The organism is Actinorhabdospora filicis, assembly GCF_030269765.1.
Lineage (GTDB): Bacteria > Actinomycetota > Actinomycetes > Mycobacteriales > Micromonosporaceae > Actinorhabdospora > Actinorhabdospora filicis.
In genome coordinates this window covers 2,303,212-2,321,566 of sequence record NZ_BSTX01000001.1, presented here as the reverse complement: position 1 = coordinate 2,321,566, position 18,355 = coordinate 2,303,212, and the positions used below count along the sequence as shown (strand labels likewise).

Annotated in this window: 22 protein-coding genes; 10 read left to right on the top strand and 12 right to left on the bottom strand. The window is 73.4% G+C overall.

What is annotated here, in order from left to right; translation table 11 throughout:
* Positions 1-61 precede the first annotated feature (61 nt).
* Positions 62-919: a winged helix-turn-helix transcriptional regulator gene (locus tag QSK10_RS10910; protein ID WP_285662517.1), complete on the top strand. Its 858-nt coding sequence runs from the start codon at positions 62-64 to the stop codon at positions 917-919.
* Here the strand turns inward: QSK10_RS10910 and QSK10_RS10905 are convergent.
* Positions 916-1,821: an NADP-dependent oxidoreductase gene (locus tag QSK10_RS10905; protein ID WP_285662516.1), complete on the bottom strand. Its 906-nt coding sequence runs from the start codon at positions 1,819-1,821 to the stop codon at positions 916-918. The genes QSK10_RS10910 and QSK10_RS10905 overlap by 4 nt on opposite strands.
* Positions 1,822-1,967: 146 nt before the next feature.
* Between QSK10_RS10905 and QSK10_RS10900 the strand changes: the two genes are divergently transcribed.
* Positions 1,968-2,654 (top strand): DUF998 domain-containing protein, encoded by a 687-nt coding sequence (locus QSK10_RS10900; RefSeq protein WP_285662515.1) that lies wholly within the window; start codon positions 1,968-1,970, stop codon positions 2,652-2,654.
* Here QSK10_RS10900 and QSK10_RS10895 read toward each other — a convergent pair.
* Positions 2,614-3,669 (bottom strand): UDP-N-acetylmuramate dehydrogenase, encoded by a 1,056-nt coding sequence (locus QSK10_RS10895; protein WP_432705306.1) that lies wholly within the window; start codon positions 3,667-3,669, stop codon positions 2,614-2,616. The two genes, QSK10_RS10900 and QSK10_RS10895, sit on opposite strands and share 41 nt — an antisense overlap.
* Before the next feature lie 20 nt (positions 3,670-3,689).
* On the opposite strand from QSK10_RS10895, the gene QSK10_RS10890 reads away from it, so the two are divergent.
* From QSK10_RS10890 to QSK10_RS10875, 4 genes are all read left to right on the top strand, one after another.
* The gene (locus tag QSK10_RS10890) at positions 3,690-4,433 is read left to right on the top strand and encodes a maleylpyruvate isomerase family mycothiol-dependent enzyme (protein WP_285662514.1); all 744 of its coding nucleotides are present in this window, start codon (positions 3,690-3,692) and stop codon (positions 4,431-4,433) included.
* A 34-nt stretch (positions 4,434-4,467) separates the two neighbouring features.
* Complete coding sequence (locus tag QSK10_RS10885; RefSeq protein ID WP_285662513.1) at positions 4,468-5,187, top strand: exonuclease domain-containing protein; 720 nt, start codon at positions 4,468-4,470, stop codon at positions 5,185-5,187.
* A gap of 492 nt (positions 5,188-5,679) precedes the next feature.
* Complete coding sequence (locus tag QSK10_RS10880; RefSeq protein ID WP_285662512.1) at positions 5,680-6,018, top strand: ArsR/SmtB family transcription factor; 339 nt, start codon at positions 5,680-5,682, stop codon at positions 6,016-6,018.
* Positions 6,018-6,719, top strand: a complete 702-nt coding sequence (locus tag QSK10_RS10875; protein WP_285662511.1) for a cation efflux transmembrane domain-containing protein — start codon at positions 6,018-6,020, stop codon at positions 6,717-6,719. The genes QSK10_RS10880 and QSK10_RS10875 overlap by 1 nt, the downstream gene beginning before the upstream one ends.
* A gap of 415 nt (positions 6,720-7,134) precedes the next feature.
* Here QSK10_RS10875 and QSK10_RS10870 read toward each other — a convergent pair whose 3' ends face one another.
* Both QSK10_RS10870 and QSK10_RS10865 read right to left on the bottom strand, forming a co-directional pair.
* A complete protein-coding gene (locus tag QSK10_RS10870; protein WP_285662510.1) occupies positions 7,135-7,608 on the bottom strand; it encodes a hypothetical protein in 474 nt (157 codons plus the stop codon).
* A 4-nt stretch (positions 7,609-7,612) separates the two neighbouring features.
* A complete protein-coding gene (locus QSK10_RS10865; protein WP_349497680.1) occupies positions 7,613-8,116 on the bottom strand; it encodes a helix-turn-helix domain-containing protein in 504 nt (167 codons plus the stop codon).
* A 172-nt stretch (positions 8,117-8,288) separates the two neighbouring features.
* On the opposite strand from QSK10_RS10865, the gene QSK10_RS10860 reads away from it, so the two are divergent.
* Entirely contained in the window at positions 8,289-9,449 is a 1,161-nt protein-coding gene (locus QSK10_RS10860; protein ID WP_285662509.1) for a DUF697 domain-containing protein, read from the top strand.
* Here the strand turns inward: QSK10_RS10860 and QSK10_RS10855 are convergent.
* Genes QSK10_RS10855 through QSK10_RS10845 form a run of 3 tightly spaced genes read right to left on the bottom strand, consistent with a single transcriptional unit; the run spans position 9,446 to position 11,491 of the window.
* The gene (locus tag QSK10_RS10855) at positions 9,446-10,426 is read right to left on the bottom strand and encodes an EI24 domain-containing protein (RefSeq protein ID WP_285662508.1); all 981 of its coding nucleotides are present in this window, start codon (positions 10,424-10,426) and stop codon (positions 9,446-9,448) included. The genes QSK10_RS10860 and QSK10_RS10855 overlap by 4 nt on opposite strands.
* 22 nt (positions 10,427-10,448) lie before the next feature.
* Positions 10,449-11,204 carry an alpha/beta fold hydrolase gene (locus tag QSK10_RS10850; protein ID WP_285662958.1) on the bottom strand — a complete coding sequence of 252 codons (756 nt, stop codon included), beginning with the start codon at positions 11,202-11,204 and terminating at the stop codon, positions 10,449-10,451.
* Positions 11,201-11,491, bottom strand: coding sequence for a DUF2516 family protein (locus QSK10_RS10845; RefSeq protein ID WP_285662507.1), 291 nt, complete (start codon positions 11,489-11,491; stop codon positions 11,201-11,203). The genes QSK10_RS10850 and QSK10_RS10845 overlap by 4 nt, the downstream gene beginning before the upstream one ends.
* 119 nt (positions 11,492-11,610) lie before the next feature.
* Between QSK10_RS10845 and QSK10_RS10840 the strand changes: the two genes are divergently transcribed.
* From QSK10_RS10840 to QSK10_RS10830, 3 genes are read left to right on the top strand one after another with little or no spacing between them, the layout of a single operon-like run.
* Positions 11,611-12,228, top strand: coding sequence for an NADPH-dependent F420 reductase (locus QSK10_RS10840; protein ID WP_285662506.1), 618 nt, complete (start codon positions 11,611-11,613; stop codon positions 12,226-12,228).
* Positions 12,229-12,242: 14 nt separating this feature from the next.
* Complete coding sequence (locus QSK10_RS10835) at positions 12,243-13,457, top strand: allantoate amidohydrolase (protein ID WP_285662505.1); 1,215 nt, start codon at positions 12,243-12,245, stop codon at positions 13,455-13,457.
* The gene (locus QSK10_RS10830; protein WP_285662504.1) at positions 13,454-14,773 is read left to right on the top strand and encodes a formimidoylglutamate deiminase; all 1,320 of its coding nucleotides are present in this window, start codon (positions 13,454-13,456) and stop codon (positions 14,771-14,773) included. Before QSK10_RS10835 ends, QSK10_RS10830 begins: the two co-directional genes overlap by 4 nt.
* On the opposite strand, the gene QSK10_RS10825 is transcribed toward QSK10_RS10830, so the two are convergent.
* The 5 genes from QSK10_RS10825 to QSK10_RS10805 all read right to left on the bottom strand — a co-directional run bounded on the left by QSK10_RS10825 (position 14,754) and on the right by QSK10_RS10805 (position 18,202).
* A complete protein-coding gene (locus QSK10_RS10825; RefSeq protein WP_285662503.1) occupies positions 14,754-15,209 on the bottom strand; it encodes an SRPBCC family protein in 456 nt (151 codons plus the stop codon). The genes QSK10_RS10830 and QSK10_RS10825 overlap by 20 nt on opposite strands.
* A complete protein-coding gene (locus tag QSK10_RS10820) occupies positions 15,206-15,703 on the bottom strand; it encodes an RNA polymerase sigma factor (protein WP_285662502.1) in 498 nt (165 codons plus the stop codon). Before QSK10_RS10820 ends, QSK10_RS10825 begins: the two co-directional genes overlap by 4 nt.
* The gene (locus QSK10_RS10815; protein WP_285662501.1) at positions 15,700-17,013 is read right to left on the bottom strand and encodes an alpha/beta fold hydrolase; all 1,314 of its coding nucleotides are present in this window, start codon (positions 17,011-17,013) and stop codon (positions 15,700-15,702) included. The genes QSK10_RS10820 and QSK10_RS10815 overlap by 4 nt, the downstream gene beginning before the upstream one ends.
* Positions 17,014-17,088: 75 nt before the next feature.
* A complete protein-coding gene (locus tag QSK10_RS10810) occupies positions 17,089-17,664 on the bottom strand; it encodes a hypothetical protein (protein WP_285662500.1) in 576 nt (191 codons plus the stop codon).
* Positions 17,657-18,202, bottom strand: a complete 546-nt coding sequence (locus tag QSK10_RS10805; RefSeq protein WP_285662499.1) for a hypothetical protein — start codon at positions 18,200-18,202, stop codon at positions 17,657-17,659. The genes QSK10_RS10810 and QSK10_RS10805 overlap by 8 nt, the downstream gene beginning before the upstream one ends.
* Positions 18,203-18,355: the final 153 nt, after the last annotated feature.

The window sequence follows — 18,355 nt, the reverse complement described above, 5'->3', positions numbered from 1 at the left end:
AGGGGGTGCCGGTGACTCCGAGGTGTCAGTCTCTTTTGGGAACTGACTATAGACTGGGCTCATGGCCCGCCGCACCAGCCTTTCCGGCAGCGACAGCTCTTCCCTGAGGGACTGCGCGATAGCCCAGACCCTCGACCTCGTCGGCGACTGGTGGACGCTGCTGATCGTGCGCGACGCCGCGCGCGGCCTGCACCGCTTCGAGGAGCTGCGGGCGTCCCTGGGCGTCTCCCGCAAGGTCCTCACCGAGCGGCTGGGCATGCTCGTCGAGCACGGCGTCCTGGTCAGGCGCCCCTACAGCGAGCACCCGCCGCGCTCCGAGTACGTCCTGACGCCGCTGGGCCGCGCGCTGCTGCCGGTGCTGGTGGCGCTCCAGGACTTCGGCGACCGGCACCTGCTCGGCGACGGGACGCTCACCGCCACCGCCGAACCCGGCTCGGCCGAGGCCCGGCGCGTCCACGACCTGGTCGGCACCGCGATCCCCGAACTGTCCACGATGGACCCGATCGCGGCCTCGCCGCTGACCGTCCTCTACTGCTATCCGGGGACGGGAGTGCGCGGCGCCGACGGGGTTCCCGGCGCGACCGGCTGCACCCTGGAGGCCTGTACCTTCCGCGACCGGCTGGAGGACTTCACCCGGCTCGGCGCGAGCGTGCGCGGGGTGTCCACACAGGACACCACCGAGCAGGAGGCCTTCGCGCGCGACAACCGCATCCGCTTCCCGCTCGTCTCCGACGCCGCCCTGGAACTGGCCGGGACCCTGCGGCTGCCGACCTTCCGCGCCGCCGGGGCGGCCCGCCTCAAGCGGCTCACCCTCATCGTCGGGCGCGACCGGGTCGTGCGCGAGGCGATCTTCCCGATCCACGACGTGACCGGCGGCGTCGACGAGGCCCTCGCCGCCGTCGCCCGGCACGCGGGCTAGAACGCCACGGCGACCTTCCCGCGCAGCCCGCCGCGCGCGAAGCGCTCGTGGGCCGCGCGCACGTCCCCCAGCGCGAACACCGAGTCCACCCGGGGCCGCAGCAGGCCGCGATCGGCCAGCGCGGCCAGCTCCCGCAGGCCCGCGCCGTCCTCGCGGACCTGGCCGACCGCGGTCCGCACACCCCGCGCGGACAGGTCCGGCACCGGCCCGGCCTGCGTGGCCACCGAGACGTACCGCCCGCCGTCGGCCACCGCGCCGGTCGCGAAGGCGCCGAAGGTGTCGAAGACGGCGTGGTAGCCGCGCTCGGGCAGCGCGGCCGGGTCGGTGGTGGCGAAGGCGGCGCCGTGCTCGCGGGCGAAGGCCAGCTGCGCGTCGCGGGAGACCAGGGCGTCCACCGCGATCCCCCTCGCGCGGGCGATCTGGAGGGCCAGGCCGCCGACGGCCCCGGCCGCCCCGGCGATCAGCAGCCGCTCGCCCGGGGCGAGCGCGAGCCGGTCGAGGGACTGGAGCGCGGTGAGCCCGGGCAGCGGCAGGGTCGCCGCGCCGGTCGGGTCGAGATCGCGCGGGGCGAGCGCGACGGCCTCTGCGGCCAGGACGACGAGGTCGGCCCAGGTCCCGCGGCCGGTGGCGAGCTGGTGGGACATGGCGATCACCCGGTCCCCGGCGCGCAGGCCGCTGCTCCCGGCGTCCACGACGATTCCGGCGAGGTCCCAGCCGAGGGTCATCGGCGGCAGCGGCATGTCCGCGCCGATCGCGCCCGCCCGGGTCTTGTCGTCGACGGGGTTGATCGCGCTCGCCTCGGCCCGGATGAGGACCTCCCCGGGACCCGGCTCGGGTTCGCCGACCTCGGCCACGTCGAGCACCCCGGGTCCGCCGAACCGTTCGATCCGCACCGCGCGCACGCCGGATTCCCTTCCCGCGACGGACTTTCGGCCACATACGGCAACACGGTGGCCGATCTTGCGATTCCCGCCACGCGCGTCACTTTCTAAGGCCGGACACAGCTTCGCGCGGCTAGCCTCGATCCTCTGCCCCGGAGGAGGAGCCCGTGACCGAACTCGCCGCCGCGCCCACCGCGCCCGTGCGCCGCACCGCGCTCGCGGGGCTGCTGGCGTCCCTGGCCGCGATCGTGATGATCGGCGCGATGGACGTGTGGACCCTCGGCGCCGATCCCGCGCCCTGGAACCGCACCATCAGCCAGTACGCGCTGTGGCCGAAGATGCAGGTGGTGTTCCTGTTCGGGGTGGCACTGCTGGCCGCCGGCTCGCTGGCGGTGGCGCGCGCGGTCGTCCACCGTGGACTCGCGCGCTGGCGCTCGGCGCCGGTGATCGCGCTGATCCTGTGGAGCGCCGGCCTGTTCATGGTCGTGGTCTTCGAGAAGCACGACTGGGCGGTCGGCCCCAGCTGGCACGGCTACCTGCACAACCTGGGCAGCCTGATGGCCTTCATCGCCCTCCCCATCGCCGCGATCCGGCTGGGCCGCGCCTGGCGCGGCGACGCCGAATGGGGCGCCTGGGCGTCCCGGACGCGCGCGGTCGGCTGGCTGTCCTACGCGCTGTTCGCGCTGGTGCCGGTGGCCATCGGCATCGCCGCCGCCACCGGCGCCAACTGGTGGGAGGTCCTCCCGCTGGGACTGGTGGAGCGGCTGTTCACCCTCGCCGAGGTCGTCGCGGTGGTGATGATCGGGCTGTGGGCTAGCTCCAGTCGGTCCCGACCAGCACCGGTTCGGGCCTGAGCCGCACGCCGAAGGACTTCTCCACACCGTCGCGGATCTCGGCGGCCAGCCCCAGCAGCGCCTTCGCCGTCCCGCCGCCCCGGTTGGTCAGCGCGAGAGTGTGCTTGGTGGAGATGGACACCCCGTCGCGGCCGTAGCCGCGCTCGAAACCGGCGCGCTGGATCAGCCACGCCGCCGAGACCTTCACGCGCTCGCCCTCGGGCCAGTGCGGGGCGTCCTCGGGCAGCCCGGCGAACTCCTCGGCCGAGATCACCGGGTTGACGAAGAACGAGCCCACGCTGCGGCTGTCGGCGTCACCGGCGTCCAGGACCATGCCCTTGCCCCTCCGCAGCCCCAGTACCGTCTCGCGGGCCACCGCGAGGGGCACGCGCTCGCCGACCTCGACGCCGAGGGCGCGCGCGGTCTCGGCGTAACGGATCGGGCCGGACAGCGGGCTCCTGCGCAGGGCGAAGGTGACGTCGAGGACGACGTGGCGGTCGCGGTGCTTGAAGACGCTGCCCCGGTAGGTGAAGGCGCATTCGGCCGGGGTGAACTTCTCGATCCGGTCGCGCTCGCGGTCGTAGACGGTGACCCCGGCGATGGTCTCGGAGACCTCCTGGCCGTAGGCGCCCACGTTCTGGATGGGCGTGGCCCCGGCCGAGCCCGGCACGCCCGACAGGCACTCGACGCCCGACCAGCCCTCGGCGACGGCCTGCGCGACGAAGGCGTCCCAGTCGTGCCCGGCGGCCACGGTCACCCGCACCTCATCGCCCGACCCGGTCACCTCCAGTCCCTCGGAGCGCACCAGCACCGCCGTCCCGGCGAAACCGGCGTCGCCGATGACCACGTTGCTGCCCCCGGCCAGCACCAGCACGGGCCCGGTGGCGTCCCGCACGGCCGACACCAGGTCGGCGGCGGTTCCGGCCTCGATCAGGCGCTCGGCGGGCCCGCCCAGGCCCAGGGTCGTGTGGGGGGCCAGGAGGGGTGGGGTTACATCTCGCACGCCCACCACCATAGGCTTGAGCCGAACCCCCATTCGAGAGGGCGTGGCTTCTCATGAGCACCTGGGACCTGGACCGTTACCTCTCCGCGCTGGACCGCGAGGCAGCCGCCCTCCGCGCGTCCTTCACCCTGGAGGGCGTCGATCCCTCCGGGCCGGTGCCGCCGTGCCCGGGCTGGACGATCGGCGACCTGGTCGGGCACATGGGCGCGGTCTTCCGGCGCATCGAGGGCGTCCTGCGAAGGCGGTCGCTGGAACCGGCCCCGGCCTTCACCAACGAGTTCCCCGAGGACGTCCTGGCGTTCTACGACAGCGGCTACACCGCCCTCGTCGACGCCCTGCGCGTCACCCCGCCGGACACCCCGGTGTGGAACTGGGCCCCGGCGGCCAAGCTCGCCTCGTTCTGGCCGCGCCGGGCCGCCACCGAAACCGCCGTGCACCGCTGGGACCTTCAGGTCAGCATCAACCAGCCCGAGCCGATCGAGCAGGAGCTGGCCGAGCAGGGCGTCCACGAGATCTTCGACGCGTGGCTGCCCGCCGGGCGCCGCAAGGGACCACTGGACCGCCAGGGGCTCGTGCAGCTGGTGGACACCGAGGGCAACGAGTGGTTCGTGCGCGTGCGCGGCGAGGGACTGGCGCTGCTGGACACCGCGACGCTGGTGCCCGACGAGCACCGGCCGCAGGTCATCGCCTCCGGCCCCGCCAGCGACATCATGCTGTCGCTGATGGGCCGCGTGCCCTTCGACGTCCTGACCATCGAAGGGGACGCCGGACTTCTGTCCGCCTTGCGCACGGGCTGAGTGCTTGTCACAGCCCTCGTCTAGCCTGGGCGGCATGACCGATTTCACCCTTGGCGGGCTCGATGAGCTGATGGCGGAGTCCAGCTGGGCCACCGGCTCACTGGTCGGCTTCGACCTGGAGACGACCGGCACCGACCCGTTCGAAGACCGGATCGTCACCGCCGCCCTGGTGGGCTCCGTCTCGCGCACCTGGCTCGTCGACCCCGGCGTGGAGATCCCCGAAGGCGCCGCCGCCGTCCACGGCGTCACCACCGAACGCGCACGCGCCGAGGGCGCCCCGGCCGCCGAGGCCCTCGCCGAGATCGCCGCCGAGCTGTCGGCGGCCGTCGCGGCGGGCACGCCCGTCGTCGTCTACCGCGCCGGTTTCGACCTGACCATGCTCGCCTGCGAGCTGCGCCGGCACGGACTGGCCGAACCCGACTGGGACGCCATGGTCGTGCTCGACCCCTACGTCCTGGACAAGGAGACCGACCGTTACCGCAAGGGCAAGCGCACCCTGACCGACGTGACGGCCGTGTACGACATCCCCCTCCAGCGCGCGCACTCCGCCGACGGGGACGCGGGCGCGGCCGTCGAACTGTGCCGCGCCATCGGCCGCCGCCACCCCCGCGTGGGCGGCATGGAGGCCACCGCGCTGCACGCCGCCCAGGTCCGCTGGCACGCGGCGGACGCGGAGGGGCTGGAGCGGTTCTTCCGCAGCAAGGGGCGCGAGGAGAGCGTGGACCGGAGGTGGCCGCTGCGGCTGGGGGATTAGGGCGAGGGGTGGGGCGACGGGGGCCCGCTGGGGTCGTCGTGCCCGCCGGGTACACGTGCCGGGCGGAACGGGACATCGGGCGCTGCCCGGGGGCGTCGGGCTCACCCGGCTTACGCGCCGGGGCCGTAGGGCCCTGGTGGCCTGGCCTGGCTTGCCGTGCTCGCCTGCGCTTGAGTCTCGGCTCGCCGAGCCACTGGGCTTACGCTCCCCGGGCCGTCGGGCCTGTGCGCCCGGTTCCGCTCGGCTCTGCTTTGGCTCGCCGAGCCCACCCGGCCTACGCCCGCCCTCCGTCCTCGCCGGGCCATCGAGCCTCGGCGACCAGCCCGCCCGACTCGGCCCTCGCGCGAAGTGCCGGTCCCGGCGGCGGTAGTCGCCGGTGGCCTGGTCCCGGTGGTCGTCACGGCACAGTCCCGGCCCGCCCCGGGTCGACCCCTGGTCGGGGCACGTCACTACAGGATTCCCTGAATCCAGGAAATCCTGTACTGTCGCCCTGTGCCGACCCTCGCCACCGACGTCGACGCCCTCGCCCGCTTCGGGCGCGCGCTCGCCGATCCCATCCGCGCCCGCGTCCTGCTCGCCCTGCGCGAGGCGCCCGGCTACCCGGCCGAGCTGGCCGAGGCCATCGGCGTCTCGCGGACGCGCCTGTCCAACCACCTCGCCTGCCTGCGCGACTGCGGCCTGGTCGCCGCCGTCCCCGAGGGCCGCCGCACCCGCTATGAGCTCACCGACGCGCGCCTGGGGCACGCGATCGGCGATGTGCTGTCGGCCGTCATCGCCGTGCGGCACGACGTGACCTGCGCCGACGCCGCCGCCGGAGCGGACTGCTGCTGATGGGGACGCCGATCTCGCTCACCGGCCCCACTCCCGCGCGCCGGGCGCGGCTCACGCGCGTCGTCCGCGTCCTCGTCGCCACGACCATCGCCTACAACCTCGTCGAGGCCGTCATCGCGCTCACCGCCGGGACGATCGCCTCGTCGACCGCGCTCGTCGGTTTCGGGCTCGACTCGGTCATCGAGGTCTCCTCCGCGGCGGCCGTCGCCTGGCAGTTCTCCGCGCGCTCGCACGCCAAGCGGGAGGCGCGGGAGAAGACGACCCTGCGGATCATCGCGGTGTCCTTCTTCGCGCTGGCCGCCTACGTGACCGTCGAATCGGCCCGGGCCCTCATCGGCGGCGACCGCGCCGAGCACTCCACCGTCGGCATCGTGCTGGCGGCGGTGTCGCTGGCGGTGATGCCCGGACTGTCCTACGCCCAGCGCCGCGCCGGGCGCGAGCTCGGGTCCGCCAGCGCCGTCGCCGACTCCAAGCAGACGCTCCTGTGCACGTACCTGTCGGCGGTCCTGCTGGTGGGACTCGCGGTGAACGCGCTGCTCGGCTGGTGGTGGGCCGACCCGGTGGCCGCGCTGGTCATCGCGGCGGTGGCGGTGAAGGAGGGACGGGAGGCCTGGCGCGGCGAGGGATGCTGCGCGCCGGGCCCGCGCCTCGCGACGGAGCCAGACGCGTGTGGGTGCGCGGCGGGGTGTGACTGCTGCTGAGGTGGGCGGGGTCCGTGAGCCCCGACCCGCCCCGGCGGCCCTAAGGCCCGCGTTCCGCGTTGAGGCGGGACCCGGTTGAAGCCGGACGCGCGTCGAGGCGACACCCGGTCGAGCCCGGACCGGGCTGAGGGAGGACCCGGGTTGAGGCGGCACTGAGTTCGAGACCGCACTGCTTGGGGTGGTAGCAGCCCCATGAGCCACCGGCTTGAGACCGCACCTCTTCGGCGGGGCCCGAAGCCCGCCCCCTCGGGGCGAACGCAACTCGGCCCACGCGCGGGGTGTCAAACGGCTGATGTCCACAACCTGTGGATAACGGGCTCAATGTGGATGACTTTGCGCGAGCCCCACCCACCCACCGAAAAGGCGGGCCCATCGGGCCCGCCCTTCGTGCTTCTCGCGTGTCCCGCCCGGCCGGTTACTCGCCGTCGGTCTTCTTCGCGCGCGGGGCGCGCTTGCGCGGGGTGGTCTTCGGCTCCTCGGCGACCTTCGCCTCGGGAGTCTCGGCGGCCGAGGGGGCCTCGGCGCCCTCCGGCTTGGCGATGGTCGCGCGGACCTTGATCGGGCTGCGCTCACCGGCCGCCACGCGCTCGCCGCGCTCGATCAGGTCGGCGTAGGTCTCGCGGGCCTTCACCTGGGCCTTGGCGGCGGTGGCGGCGGCGACGCCGACGGCGGTCATCGCGGCTTCGCGGAGGCCGTCCTTGTCGAGGCCGCGGACCTTGCCGCCGACGTCGCGGAGGTTCTCGCGGGCCTTGCCCAGGCGCTCCTCAAGGCGGGCGTTCTCACGCAGCTCGCCGAGGCGGCCGGGGAGCTTGCGGAGCTGCTCAAGGGCGAGCTCGCCGGCACCGGCGGCGGCGTAAACGGGCTTGGGGAGCTTCTTGGCTTCCGACATGGTTCTAGTCCTCCTCGGACGGCTGTGAATCTGATGTCTGGGTGCGGCGGCGGTTGCGGTCGCGGGCTTTGGGCGCGACGTCGGTCTCCGCGAGGTCGTCGTCGGTGGCGGCCTCGGCGACGTCGGCGTCGGTCACCACGACGGGTTCGCCCACGTCGGCGAGGTCCTCGCCCTTCGCGCGGGCGTTCTCGCGGCGGAACGCCTCGTAGATCTCGGTCAGGGTCTGCTTCTGGCGGGTCGTGAGATCGGGATCGCCGGCGATGGCGGCGAGCGTCCCCGGCCCGTCCTTGTCGTTGAGAAGCCCGGCCCGCAGGTACATCAACGGCGTCGAGACCTTCAGCGCGTTGGCGATCTGCTGGAGCACTTCGGCACTTGGTTTGCGCAAGCCACGCTCAATCTGACTGAGGTACGGGTTACTCACTCCGGCCTGCTCGGCGAGCTGTCGCAACGACACTTTGGCGTTGTTCCGCATCTCGCGGATGAACTCTCCGATATCGCGTGCGGCCATGACCCAAGCGTAGGCCGGAGTGCTAGCAGCTGCAAGCGAAACGCTAGCTATAGGTGAAGATCCGGGGCGGCCCCTAGGGGGACCTGGGCGTTTACGACCGGTTCGTGGGGGACGTCACGGCGTCCGCCGTTCACCCGGCGCCCCGGTGGCCTTCTGCGGCTACCGTCGAAGGATGAGAGTCGACAAGTACGACTTCCGGGACCTGGCCAACCGTTTCGAAGACGAGTACGAGAAGGCGCTCTCCTCGCTCGGCACGTTCAACGTCGCCGTCTTCGGCGACACCGGCGCGGGCAAGAGCACCCTCATCAACGCCGTCTTCGGCAAGCAGCTCGCGGCGACCGACATCGGCGACTCCATCACCCGCCACATCACCTACCACGGCGGACCGCCCGAGCCCCTGGGCATCTACGACAACCGCGGCTTCGGCCTGGACGACTCCAGCGACGTCGACTCCATCGTCGGCGAGCTGCGCCGGATCGTGGCCGACAACCGGTCCAAGCCGCTGTCGGAGCGCATCCACGTGGTCTGGTTCGTGAGCAACTTCTACAGCCGCCGCTTCCTCGACGGGCACGCCCGCTTCGTCCGCGCGCTGGCCGACCTGCAGCTGCCGGTGATGATGGTGCTGACGCAGGTCCCGCTGACCCGGGAGGGCAAGTACCACAAGGACGCCCTGGCGCTGGCCGAGTACATCCGCGGCCTGGAGCTGCCCACCACTCCGCGCGGGAAGGTGTTCATGGTCAATTCGATCGGTGACGCGGACCTCGGGCAGCCGGCGCACGGCCTCAAGCAGCTCCTGGAGGCCACCTTTCCGATCGTTCCGGCCGCCGTCCACGAAGCGCTCATCGCCTCGCAGCGCGTCGACGTCGACCTGAAGCGCAAGAAGGCCCGCCAGATCGTCATCGCCTCCGCGGCCGCCGCCGGTGGCACCGGCGCCGTTCCCGTCCCGCTGGTGTCGGACGCCGGGGTCCTCGCGGTGATCATGACGATGATCGCCCGCGTGAGCGCCGCCTACGGCGTCAACCTCGGCAAGCGCCGCACCATGCGCGTGGCGGCGGTGGCCTTCTCCGGCGGCGCGACCATCGCCTCCGGCCGCATCGTGGCCAAGCTCGTGGGCGAACTCGTCGCCAAGACCGCCGGCAAGTCCGTGCCGGGCGTGAACATCGCCGTGGCCGCGATCAGCGGGGGCACGGCGGCGATCCTGACGACCGCCTCGGGGTTGGCGTGGATGAAGGTGTGCGAGCGCCTGCTGGCCGATCCCGCGCTGAAGGAGGAGGACGCCTCGCGGATCTTCGTCGAGGAGTTCCGGACGCGGGCGAAGGAGGCGACGGCTTAGGGCCGCCGGGGCGGGTACACGTCCGAGGACTGCGGCCCCTGCTGCACGCTCGGGTATCCGCCCGAGCCCGCGGGCGGCGGGTAGGTCCCGGGCTGCGGGACCGGCGGGTACATCCCGGGCCGCCCCTGCGAGACCTGCGGGTGCGGGTACCCCTGCGGGTATCCCGTCACCGGCATCGCCCCGCGGGGCAGCGCCACCGACGGCTCACCGAACAGCTCCCGCGCCAGCAGCGTCCCGCCCGCGACGGCGGCGGGGGTCGCCAGGATCGCGCCGCCCGGGACGAAGAAGAGCAGCACGAAGCCGGTGCCGAAGCCCACCGACAGCGCGCGGTTCTTCGCCAGCAGCTTGCGGCGCTCGGGGTAGTCGACGCCGCGGCGGGTGAAGGCGACGGCGACGATGCCGACGGTGAAGAACCAGCCGGTGACCAGGACGCCGATCACGGGCACCACGAACTGCCCGACGATGGGGATGAAGCCGAGGACGAAGAGGAGCAGGCCGACGATGGCGGTGCGCATCAGCAGGCGGACGGCCTCGACGACGGCCTTGCCGAGCCCGCGCCAGAAGCCGACCTCGACCTCGCCGCGGACGCCGCCGCACATCTTCTCGACCTCGCCGGAGATCGCCTCGTAGAAGGGGTCGCCGACGATCATCGTGATCGAGGTGTAGAGCAGGACGGTGAGCAGCCCGGACAGCCCGACCGCGGCGACGCCGGCCAGGACGCGGACGGTGGTGCGCCAGCCGGTGGCCCAGTCGTCGGCGAACCAGGTGACCCAGGCCGACAGGTCGTCGATGTTCATCAGCAGCGCCACGAACCCGGCGCCGAAGAGCAGCAGGGTGATCAGCGCGGGGATGGCGCCGAGGAGCATCAGCTTGGGACGGCGGACCCACATCCCGAAGCCGCGTCCGGCCAGCCGGAATCCGTGGAAGAACTGGGCGAGGACACCGCGCCTGGGCTGCGCGGGCTGAGGGGGCTGCATGGAATAACGGTACGTGGTCGGCTCAAGCGTTCAGAAACTCGCTCACACGCGCGCGCAGGTCGCTTCGGTAGCGCCACATGATCCCCGGCTCGGGGTACACGTGCGCCGAGGCCGCGGGCATCAGCGCGGCCGCGCGGCGGGCGATGGACGCGGGGTGGCGCGGGTCCCCCTCGCAGCCGATGACCAGCACCGGGACCGTCACCTTCGCCAGGACGGACGCGTCGGCCAGCGGGCTGCGCCCGGCCAGCTCCATCAGCAGCCGCCGGCCGCGCCGGTTGGTGAAGGCGGCGGCCTGCTCGCGGACGAACTCGCGCGCGGGGGCGGACTCGCGCAGCTCGGCGGGGATCTCCTCGGCGAGCAGCTCCGAGGGGTCCTCGGCCGACCAGACGCGCTCCCAGTAGTCGAGGGTCTCCGGCGCGCGCCCGCCGTCGAGGACGGCGGGCAGGACCAGCACGACCCGCTCGAAGCGGCCGGGGGTGTCGGCGAGGAGGCGGGTCAGCGCGCCCGCGCCCATGCTGACGCCGAGGGCGCGGGTGGCGTCGTGGGCGTCGGCGATCTCCCGGAGGTCCTCGGCGAGGCCCTCGTAGGCCATCGGCCCGCGTGAGGACGCGCCGTGGCCGCGGGCGTGGGGGAAGACCTTGGTGCCGCGCACGCCGGAGGCGAAGGGGCGGGTGGTGGCGATGGAGCCGCCGAGGCCGTGGGCGAAGACGGTGGTGGGCTCGCCGGTGCCGGTGACGAGCAGTTCGAGGCGTTCCCCGGCGGAGGTCCGGAAGGTCACCAAGAGGTGGAGCCGATGTCGCGGATGGAGGGCCTGATGTCCACCAGGTAGACCGTCGGCGCGACCACCGCGAGCAGCCCCAGCCAGGGCACGTACCAGAAGAACAGGGCGGTGAACAGGAGTGTCCCGAACAGCACCGCCAGCCAGGTGCCCTTCGACATCGCCCCGATCGCCGGGAAGGCGTCGGGCCGCTGGAGGGCGCAGTGGATGATGGCGATCGATTCGGTGAGCATGACCCCGGCGAGCAGCACCAGGTTGACCCACGCCACGACGGTGTCCGCGAACATGGCTCAAAGGGTACGGGCCGCGGCGGGGTGGCGGCGAGGACGCCGGGAAACGGGCGCGCCCCGTCGCCAAATCCACGAAACCCGCTCATGATCGGGCGTATCGCCATAGGTTCGGACTCATGGACATCCTCATCGTCGGGGCCGGGAGCATGGCCCGCGGGATCGGCACACGCCTGCTGGCCGGCGGGCATCCGGTGCACATCGCCGACCGCGACCCGCAGAAGGCCAAGGGCCTGGCCGCCGAGCTGGACGGCGACGCCACCGGCCACGACATCGCCGAGGGCCCGGAGGACTCCGACGTCGTCGTGCTCGCGGTGCCCTACCCGGCCAACGTCGAGATCGCGCGGAACTGGGCGGCGCAGCTGGCCGGGAAGCTGGTGGTGGACATCTCCAACCCGGTGGACTTCGCGACCTTCGACGACCTGACCACGCCGGAGGGCACCTCGGCCGCCGAGCAGGTCGCCCAGGCCGCGCCCGGCGCGAAGGTGGTCAAGGCGTTCAACACGACCTTCGCGGGGAACCTGGTCAACGGCACGCCGATGGACGTCCTCATCGCCGGGGACGACGACCTGTCGCGCGAGGCGGTGGCGAAGCTGGCCGTGGACGGCGGGCTGCGCCCGGTCTCGGTGGGCGGCCTCAAGCACGCGCGGCAACTGGAGGGCTTCCAGCTGCTGCACATGAAGGTCCAGGACCAGATCGGCGGCGGCTGGGCCAGCACCGTGGGCTTCGGCGGCTGACTAGTCTCAGGGCCATGTCTGTCGAGGAGATGTGGCGCGACCTGGCGCCCGTGGGCCGTTTCGAGGCCACCGGCGGTTACCGCCGCTACAGCTACGGCGCCGCCGAGCTGGAGTGCCGGGCCTGGTTCGCCGAGGCCGCCGCCGCCCGTGGCCTGAGCCTGGACGCCGACGCCAACGGCAACCTGTGGGCCTGGTGGGGCGATCCGGCCGCCGGGGACGCCGTGGTCACCGGCAGCCACCTCGACTCGGTGCCCGACGGGGGCGCCTTCGACGGCCCGCTCGGGGTCGTGTCGGCCTTCGCGGCGGTGGACCTGCTGCGTGCCAGGGGCTTCAAGCCCGCCAAGCCGATCGGGGTGGCGGCGTTCGTGGAGGAGGAGGGCGCCCGCTTCGGGCTGGCCTGCCTCGGGTCCCGGCTGCTGACCGGCGCGATCGACCCCGCCAAGGCCCGCGCGCTGTCCGATGGGGACGGTGTCACCGTCGCCGAGGCGATGGCCTCCGCCGGGCTCGATCCGGCCCTCATCGGCCGCGACCAGTCCCGCCTGGACCGCATCGGTGTGTACGTCGAGCTGCACATCGAGCAGGGCCGCGCGCAGGTCGACATGGACGCGCCCGTCGCGGTCGGCTCGGCGATCTGGCCGCACGGCCGCTGGCGCTTCGACTTCGACGGCGAGGCCAACCACGCCGGGACGACCCGCATCGAGGACCGCGTGGACCCGATGCTCACCTACGCCAACACCGTGCTGGCCGCGCGCAAGAAGGCGAAACTGGCCGGCGCGCTGGCCACCGTCGGCAAGGTCATCTGCGAACCCAACGGCACCAACGCGATCCCGTCGCGCGTGCGCGCCTGGATCGACGCCCGCGCCGCGGCCGAGGACACCCTCGCCTCGGTGCTGGCCGGGCTGGAGCAGGCCACCCACGAGCGGGCCTCCCGCGACGGCACCACCGTCACCGTGACCCGCGAGTCCTACACCGGCGAGGTCGCCTTCGACCTGGCCATGCGCGGCCGCCTGGCGGGCGCCCTCAAGGAGCGCGGCTTCGGCGAGGTGCCGGTGCTGGCCACCGGCGCCGGGCACGACGCGGGCGTGCTGGCCTCCAGCGTGCCGACCGCGATGCTGTTCGTGCGCAACCCGACCGGCGTCTCGCACGCCCCGGGCGAGTTCGCCGAGATGGCCGACTGCCTGCGCGGCGCCGAGGCCCTCGCGGGCGTGCTGGAGGACCTGGCCCGATGACGCGCTGGTTCGCCCCGGCCGCCTGGCTGGGCGCCGACGCCGGTGTGGCGTCCAATGTGGCCGTCACCGTCTCCGGCGACCGGATCGCCTCGGTGGAGACCGACGCCGAACCCGGGGACGCCTACCGGCTGCCGGGGATCGTGATCCCGGGCCTGGTCAACGCCCACTCGCACGCCTTCCACCGGGCCCTGCGCGGCAACACCGACGCCGGGCGCGGCGACTTCTGGACCTGGCGCGAGCAGATGTACGCGGTGGCCGCCAACCTCACCCCCGACTCCTACTTCGCGCTGGCCCGCGCGACCTACGCCGAGATGGCCACCGCCGGGATCACCACCGTCGCCGAGTTCCACTACCTGCACCACGACACCGGCGGGAAGCGCTACGCCGACCCCAACGCGATGGGGCACGCCCTCACCGCCGCGGCGGCCGAGGCCGGGATCCGCCTGGTGCTGCTGGACACCTGCTACCTCCAGTCCACCGTGGACGGCGAGCCGCTCGAAGGCCCGCAGCTGCGCTTCGGGGACGGCGACGCCGAGTCCTGGGCCGCGCGGGCGTCCCAAGTGGACACCCCGCACGCGGGAGCCGCGATCCACTCGGTGCGCGGATGCCCGCCCGCCGCGATGGAGACCGTGGCCGCCTACGCCCGCGAGCGCGGCGAACCACTGCACATCCACCTCTCCGAGCAGCCCAAGGAGAACGCGGCCAGCCTCGCCGTGCACGGCCGCACGCCCGCCGGGCTGTGCGCCGACACCGGCGTCCTGGGGCCCGGCACGACCGCCGTGCACGCCACCCATCTCACCGGCGACGACATCGCGCTGCTCGGCGGATCCGGTACCGGGGCGTGCTTCTGCCCCACCACCGAACGCAACCTCGCCGACGGCATCGGACCGGCCGCCGCACTGATCGCCGCCGGTTCCCCGCTGTCGCTGGGCAGCGACTCGCACGCCGTCATCGACCTCCTGGAGGAGGCGCGGGCGGTGGAACTGAACGCGCGCCTGGGCACCGGCGAGCGCGGTGTCCACACCGCCGCCGAGCTGCTGGCGGCGGCCACCGAGGGCGGCGCGTGGAGCGCCGGGCTCGGTGCCTACGGCCTGAAGCCCGGTGCCTACGCCGATTTCGCCGCCGTGCGGCTGGACACCGTGCGCACCGCCGGGTCCGGGCTCGCCGATCCCGTCGCGGCGGTGGTGTTCGCCGCGTCCGGGGCCGACGTGTCCCATGTGGTGAGTGGCGGGCGGCTCGTGGTGGCCGACGGAGTGCACCAGAGGCTGGACGTGGCCGCCGAACTGGCCGCCGCGATCAGCGCGGCCCGGGGCTGAGCAGCGCCTCCAGCCGGTCGAGGGATCCCCGCGCGGCCCGGCGCACGCCGAAGGGCACCAGCGCCGCCCGCCCGGGGATCCGGATCCCGCCGGTGAGCGCCACCCGCGTCCCCTCGCCCTCGGGGTGGGCGGCGACGCCGATCAGCAGGAAGCGGCTCTGCGCCCAGAACCAGCCGGGCCGGTGGACGCCCGACAGCCGCGCGCGCATCCCGAAGCGGCTGCGGGCCAGCAGCTCCACCCGCTCACCGTCCACTTTCGAAACTGTCACGTCGCGCATGTCGGGCTCGAAGCGCCCGAAGCCGTCCTCGAAGTCGGCGACCAGCGCCCACACCTCTTCGAAGGGCGCGGCCACGACCCGCTCGGTGACCGCCGCGCCCGGCACGCCCGCCGCCAGGATCCGCAGACGGCGCACGGGGTCCAGATCAATCTCGGTCATGACGACCACGCCTTCCTGAAACTCTCCCGCGCCCGATGCAGCCGCGACTTCACCGTCCCCTTGGGCACCGCCAGCAGCGCCGCCGCCGACTCCTCGTCCAGCCCCTCCACGTCCCGCAGTACCAGGATCGCCCGGTGCTCCGGCGACAGCCGCCGCAGCACGTCCCGGATGTCGCTGCCCAGCAGGGGATCGCCGCGCGAGGGCAGTTCGGTCAGATCCGCCGGGGCGGCCCGTGCGTCCCTTGTGGCCACCCGGACGGCCTCGCGCACCGCGATGGCCCGCGCCCACCCGTACAGCGCGGCAGGCTCCCGCAGCCGCCGCAGGTTCCGGAACACCTGGATCAGCGCCTCCTGGGCGGCGTCGGGCCCGGCCGACAGCGCGATCGGCCCGCAGATCCGCGTGACGTAGGGCGTCAGCGCGTCGAGCAGCGCGCCCATGGCGAGGGTGTCCCCGCCCTGGGCGCGCCGCACCAGCGACTCGTCGGCGTCCGTCATGCCAGGAAGGCTGCCATGGCCGCGTTCGTCTCGGCCGGGCAGTCCAGGGTGATCGCGTGCCCGCAGCCGGGGACGACGGTGACGGTGGCCGACGGGAGCAGCTCGCCGAAGCGCGCGGCCTGCGCCACCGGCAGGACGGTGTCCTCGCCGCCCCACAGCACCAGCACCGGCGTGTTCGTGGCGGGCATGGCCTCCTGGGTGAGCCGCCAGTCCAGATTGCGCTCCAGCAGCCAGATCGAGCGGCGGTTCTCCGGCAGCCGCAGCGGATCCCACCAGGCGGCGGCGATCTGCGGGCCCGGCTCGGTGCGGGCGAACATCGCCGCGACGGCATCGCCCATGGCGTCCTCGGTGTAGGCGAACTTGACGATGAGCTCGCCGAGCACCGGCTTCTTCAGGATCTCCCAGCTGAAGGAGTCGGGCTCGTCGAGGCCGGAGGGCGCCAGCAGGACCAGCCGCCCGACGCGTTCGGGGTGGCGCTGGGCGAAGTAGAGGCTCCAGCCGCCGCTCCAGGAGTGGCCGCCGAGGTCCACGCGCGACAGGCCCAGCGCGTCCAGGAAGGCCGAGAGGGCGGCGTCCATGGCCGGGAGGTCGTAGGCGAAACCGGGGTCGCGCAGCTCGGTGTAGCCCTGGCCGGGCAGGTCCACCACGTAGACCGTGCGGGTCGCCGACAGGGCCGCGGCCTGCGGGGACCAGGAGAACGTGCTCGACATGCCCGCCGAGACCAGCACCAGCGCCGGTCCGCTCCCGGCGCGGGTGTAGTGGAAGCGCGCGACCGATGTGTCCACATAGGAGTCGCGGGCCTCGGCGGAGGCGGCGGCCATCGGCGTGTACGCCAGCAGCGCCAGGACGCTCGAGAGCGCGGCCACCGCGGCCACCGCCGCCCGGCCCGGCCACTTCGGCCGCGCCACGATCAGCGCGCACACCGCCAGGACCGCGCACAGCGGCAGGTACAGCGCGATGTTCAAGGTACGGAACAGGCCGGTGCCGCTGAAGGCCCAGCCGATCCGCACCGGGACCTGCGCGGCCAGGCCGAGGGCGACGACGAGGGCGCCCAGCCGGTAGACCGTCCGCGGGCTGCGCGCGGCCTTCCACGCCACGAACGCCGCGCCGGAGAGCATGAGCGCCAAGGGGATCAGCACCGGCGGCGTGAACGGCGCGACGAACCCGAGGACGGCGGTGGACAGCGTCCGGTCGTCACCGGCCGGCCAGGTCGCCCCGGTGGTCCAGTAGAGGTGCAGGGCCGCGTCGGCGGCCAGGACGGCGGCGACCGGCAGCGAGGCGGCGCGGCCGGAGTCCTTGAGAGATGACATGTGGCCCCTTCCCGAAGAGGTGTCGACGGGAAGAGGCCACGGGGAGGACGAAGGTTCCGCGGGTGACGCGGGCCACTAATGGACGAGTTCGTCGAAGAGCGCGTGGCAGCGCTGGACGGCCTGCCGCAGCTCCTCGGTATCGGCCTCGCCGAGCTCGCCCAGCTCGCGGCGGCGGGCCGCCAGGCGCGAGGTGAGGGCGCGGACGGCGTCGTCCACGATGGACAGGGCCTGGTCGACGGCGCTCTTGGGATCGTCCACGAAGCTGAGGTGGACGTCCTGCCAGCGCTTGGTCAGCGCGTCCTGGAGCCCGGCGGGCCACAGTCCCTCGCCGTTGGAGGTGGCCAGAGACTCGCCGTGGGCGACGCCGGAGCGGTACACGCCCGGCTCGTCGTCGGGGTGATCGTCGGCGTCCGGGTGATCGTCCTCGATGCGCGACTCGCGCTCGGCGACGGCCTCGTCGGTGAACTCGTTGTGGAAGGCGTGGTCGTCGTCCGGGCCGTGGTCGAAGTCGGCGGGCGCGGGCGGACGTTCCGGCTCATTGGTGGGCTTGACCTCGGCGGTCGCGGCCACTTCGTCGTCGTTGACGCGGTTGTGGGCCTTCTCGGCCTCCATGATCCGCTGTTCGGCGGCGATGCGCTCGGGCTCAGGCATGGGTCCTCCCGGCTTCGGCCTTGCTGTCGAGCAGTTCGGCGACCAGGGCGCGCTGCTGCACCAGGGCCTGGCGCAGTTCCTCGGTCGAGGCCATGCCGTGCCGGCCCGGGCGGGTCAGCGCGCGGGCGTCGCGGAAGCCGCTGAGGGTGCGCGGGTGGTCCACCGACAGCTGGGCGAGCGTCTCGTCCTCGTCGTTCATCGGGTATCCGATCTCGGCGATGACCCGGTTGATGATCTCCTCGCCCTTGCGGACGGCTGCCTCGGGCGCGTCCACGAAGGACGTCTCGACCTGCCGCCACCGGTTGATGTAGTCGGTCCTGCGGTCCTCGGGGACCTCACGCAGGTCCAGCTCGGCGTGACGGCGCTCGCGATCGCGCAGCTCGCGGTCGGCGGCCTTGCGGCCGAACCCGGCGACCAGGCGCTCGTACTCGGGGCCGTAGCGGCGCTTCATGTTGTTCTGGCGGGCCAGGTACCAGACGACCAGCCCGATCGCGGCGACCGCGACCAGAACCAGTACCAGGATGAGCGTGGGTGACATGGGGTACTCCTTCCCACGGGTTGATTCCCCGAAGCCGCGCACGCGAAACGCCGCCGGTTCCATGTGCGGAACCGGCGGCGTTGATCCCGCCCCCCTATCTGCGGGATGGCGGAATGAGGTGACGGGCCTGACGGGGCGGCTCGCCGTCGCCTC

Coding starts and splice junctions, on each gene's coding strand:
- QSK10_RS10820 (WP_285662502.1), bottom strand. CDS start 15,703: ATGACGGACGCCGACGAGTCGCTGGTGCGGCGCGCCCAGGGCGGGGAC.
- QSK10_RS10805 (WP_285662499.1), bottom strand. CDS start 18,202: ATGTCACCCACGCTCATCCTGGTACTGGTTCTGGTCGCGGTCGCCGCG.
- QSK10_RS10910 (WP_285662517.1), top strand. CDS start 62: ATGGCCCGCCGCACCAGCCTTTCCGGCAGCGACAGCTCTTCCCTGAGG.
- QSK10_RS10895 (WP_432705306.1), bottom strand. CDS start 3,669: ATGGGGGTTCGGCTCAAGCCTATGGTGGTGGGCGTGCGAGATGTAACC.
- QSK10_RS10875 (WP_285662511.1), top strand. CDS start 6,018: ATGGGGACGCCGATCTCGCTCACCGGCCCCACTCCCGCGCGCCGGGCG.
- QSK10_RS10855 (WP_285662508.1), bottom strand. CDS start 10,426: ATGCAGCCCCCTCAGCCCGCGCAGCCCAGGCGCGGTGTCCTCGCCCAG.
- QSK10_RS10825 (WP_285662503.1), bottom strand. CDS start 15,209: ATGACCGAGATTGATCTGGACCCCGTGCGCCGTCTGCGGATCCTGGCG.
- QSK10_RS10835 (WP_285662505.1), top strand. CDS start 12,243: ATGTCTGTCGAGGAGATGTGGCGCGACCTGGCGCCCGTGGGCCGTTTC.
- QSK10_RS10840 (WP_285662506.1), top strand. CDS start 11,611: ATGGACATCCTCATCGTCGGGGCCGGGAGCATGGCCCGCGGGATCGGC.
- QSK10_RS10810 (WP_285662500.1), bottom strand. CDS start 17,664: ATGCCTGAGCCCGAGCGCATCGCCGCCGAACAGCGGATCATGGAGGCC.
- QSK10_RS10885 (WP_285662513.1), top strand. CDS start 4,468: ATGACCGATTTCACCCTTGGCGGGCTCGATGAGCTGATGGCGGAGTCC.
- QSK10_RS10845 (WP_285662507.1), bottom strand. CDS start 11,491: ATGTTCGCGGACACCGTCGTGGCGTGGGTCAACCTGGTGCTGCTCGCC.
- QSK10_RS10830 (WP_285662504.1), top strand. CDS start 13,454: ATGACGCGCTGGTTCGCCCCGGCCGCCTGGCTGGGCGCCGACGCCGGT.
- QSK10_RS10815 (WP_285662501.1), bottom strand. CDS start 17,013: ATGTCATCTCTCAAGGACTCCGGCCGCGCCGCCTCGCTGCCGGTCGCC.
- QSK10_RS10865 (WP_349497680.1), bottom strand. CDS start 8,116: ATGGCCGCACGCGATATCGGAGAGTTCATCCGCGAGATGCGGAACAAC.
- QSK10_RS10870 (WP_285662510.1), bottom strand. CDS start 7,608: ATGTCGGAAGCCAAGAAGCTCCCCAAGCCCGTTTACGCCGCCGCCGGT.
- QSK10_RS10860 (WP_285662509.1), top strand. CDS start 8,289: ATGAGAGTCGACAAGTACGACTTCCGGGACCTGGCCAACCGTTTCGAA.
- QSK10_RS10890 (WP_285662514.1), top strand. CDS start 3,690: ATGAGCACCTGGGACCTGGACCGTTACCTCTCCGCGCTGGACCGCGAG.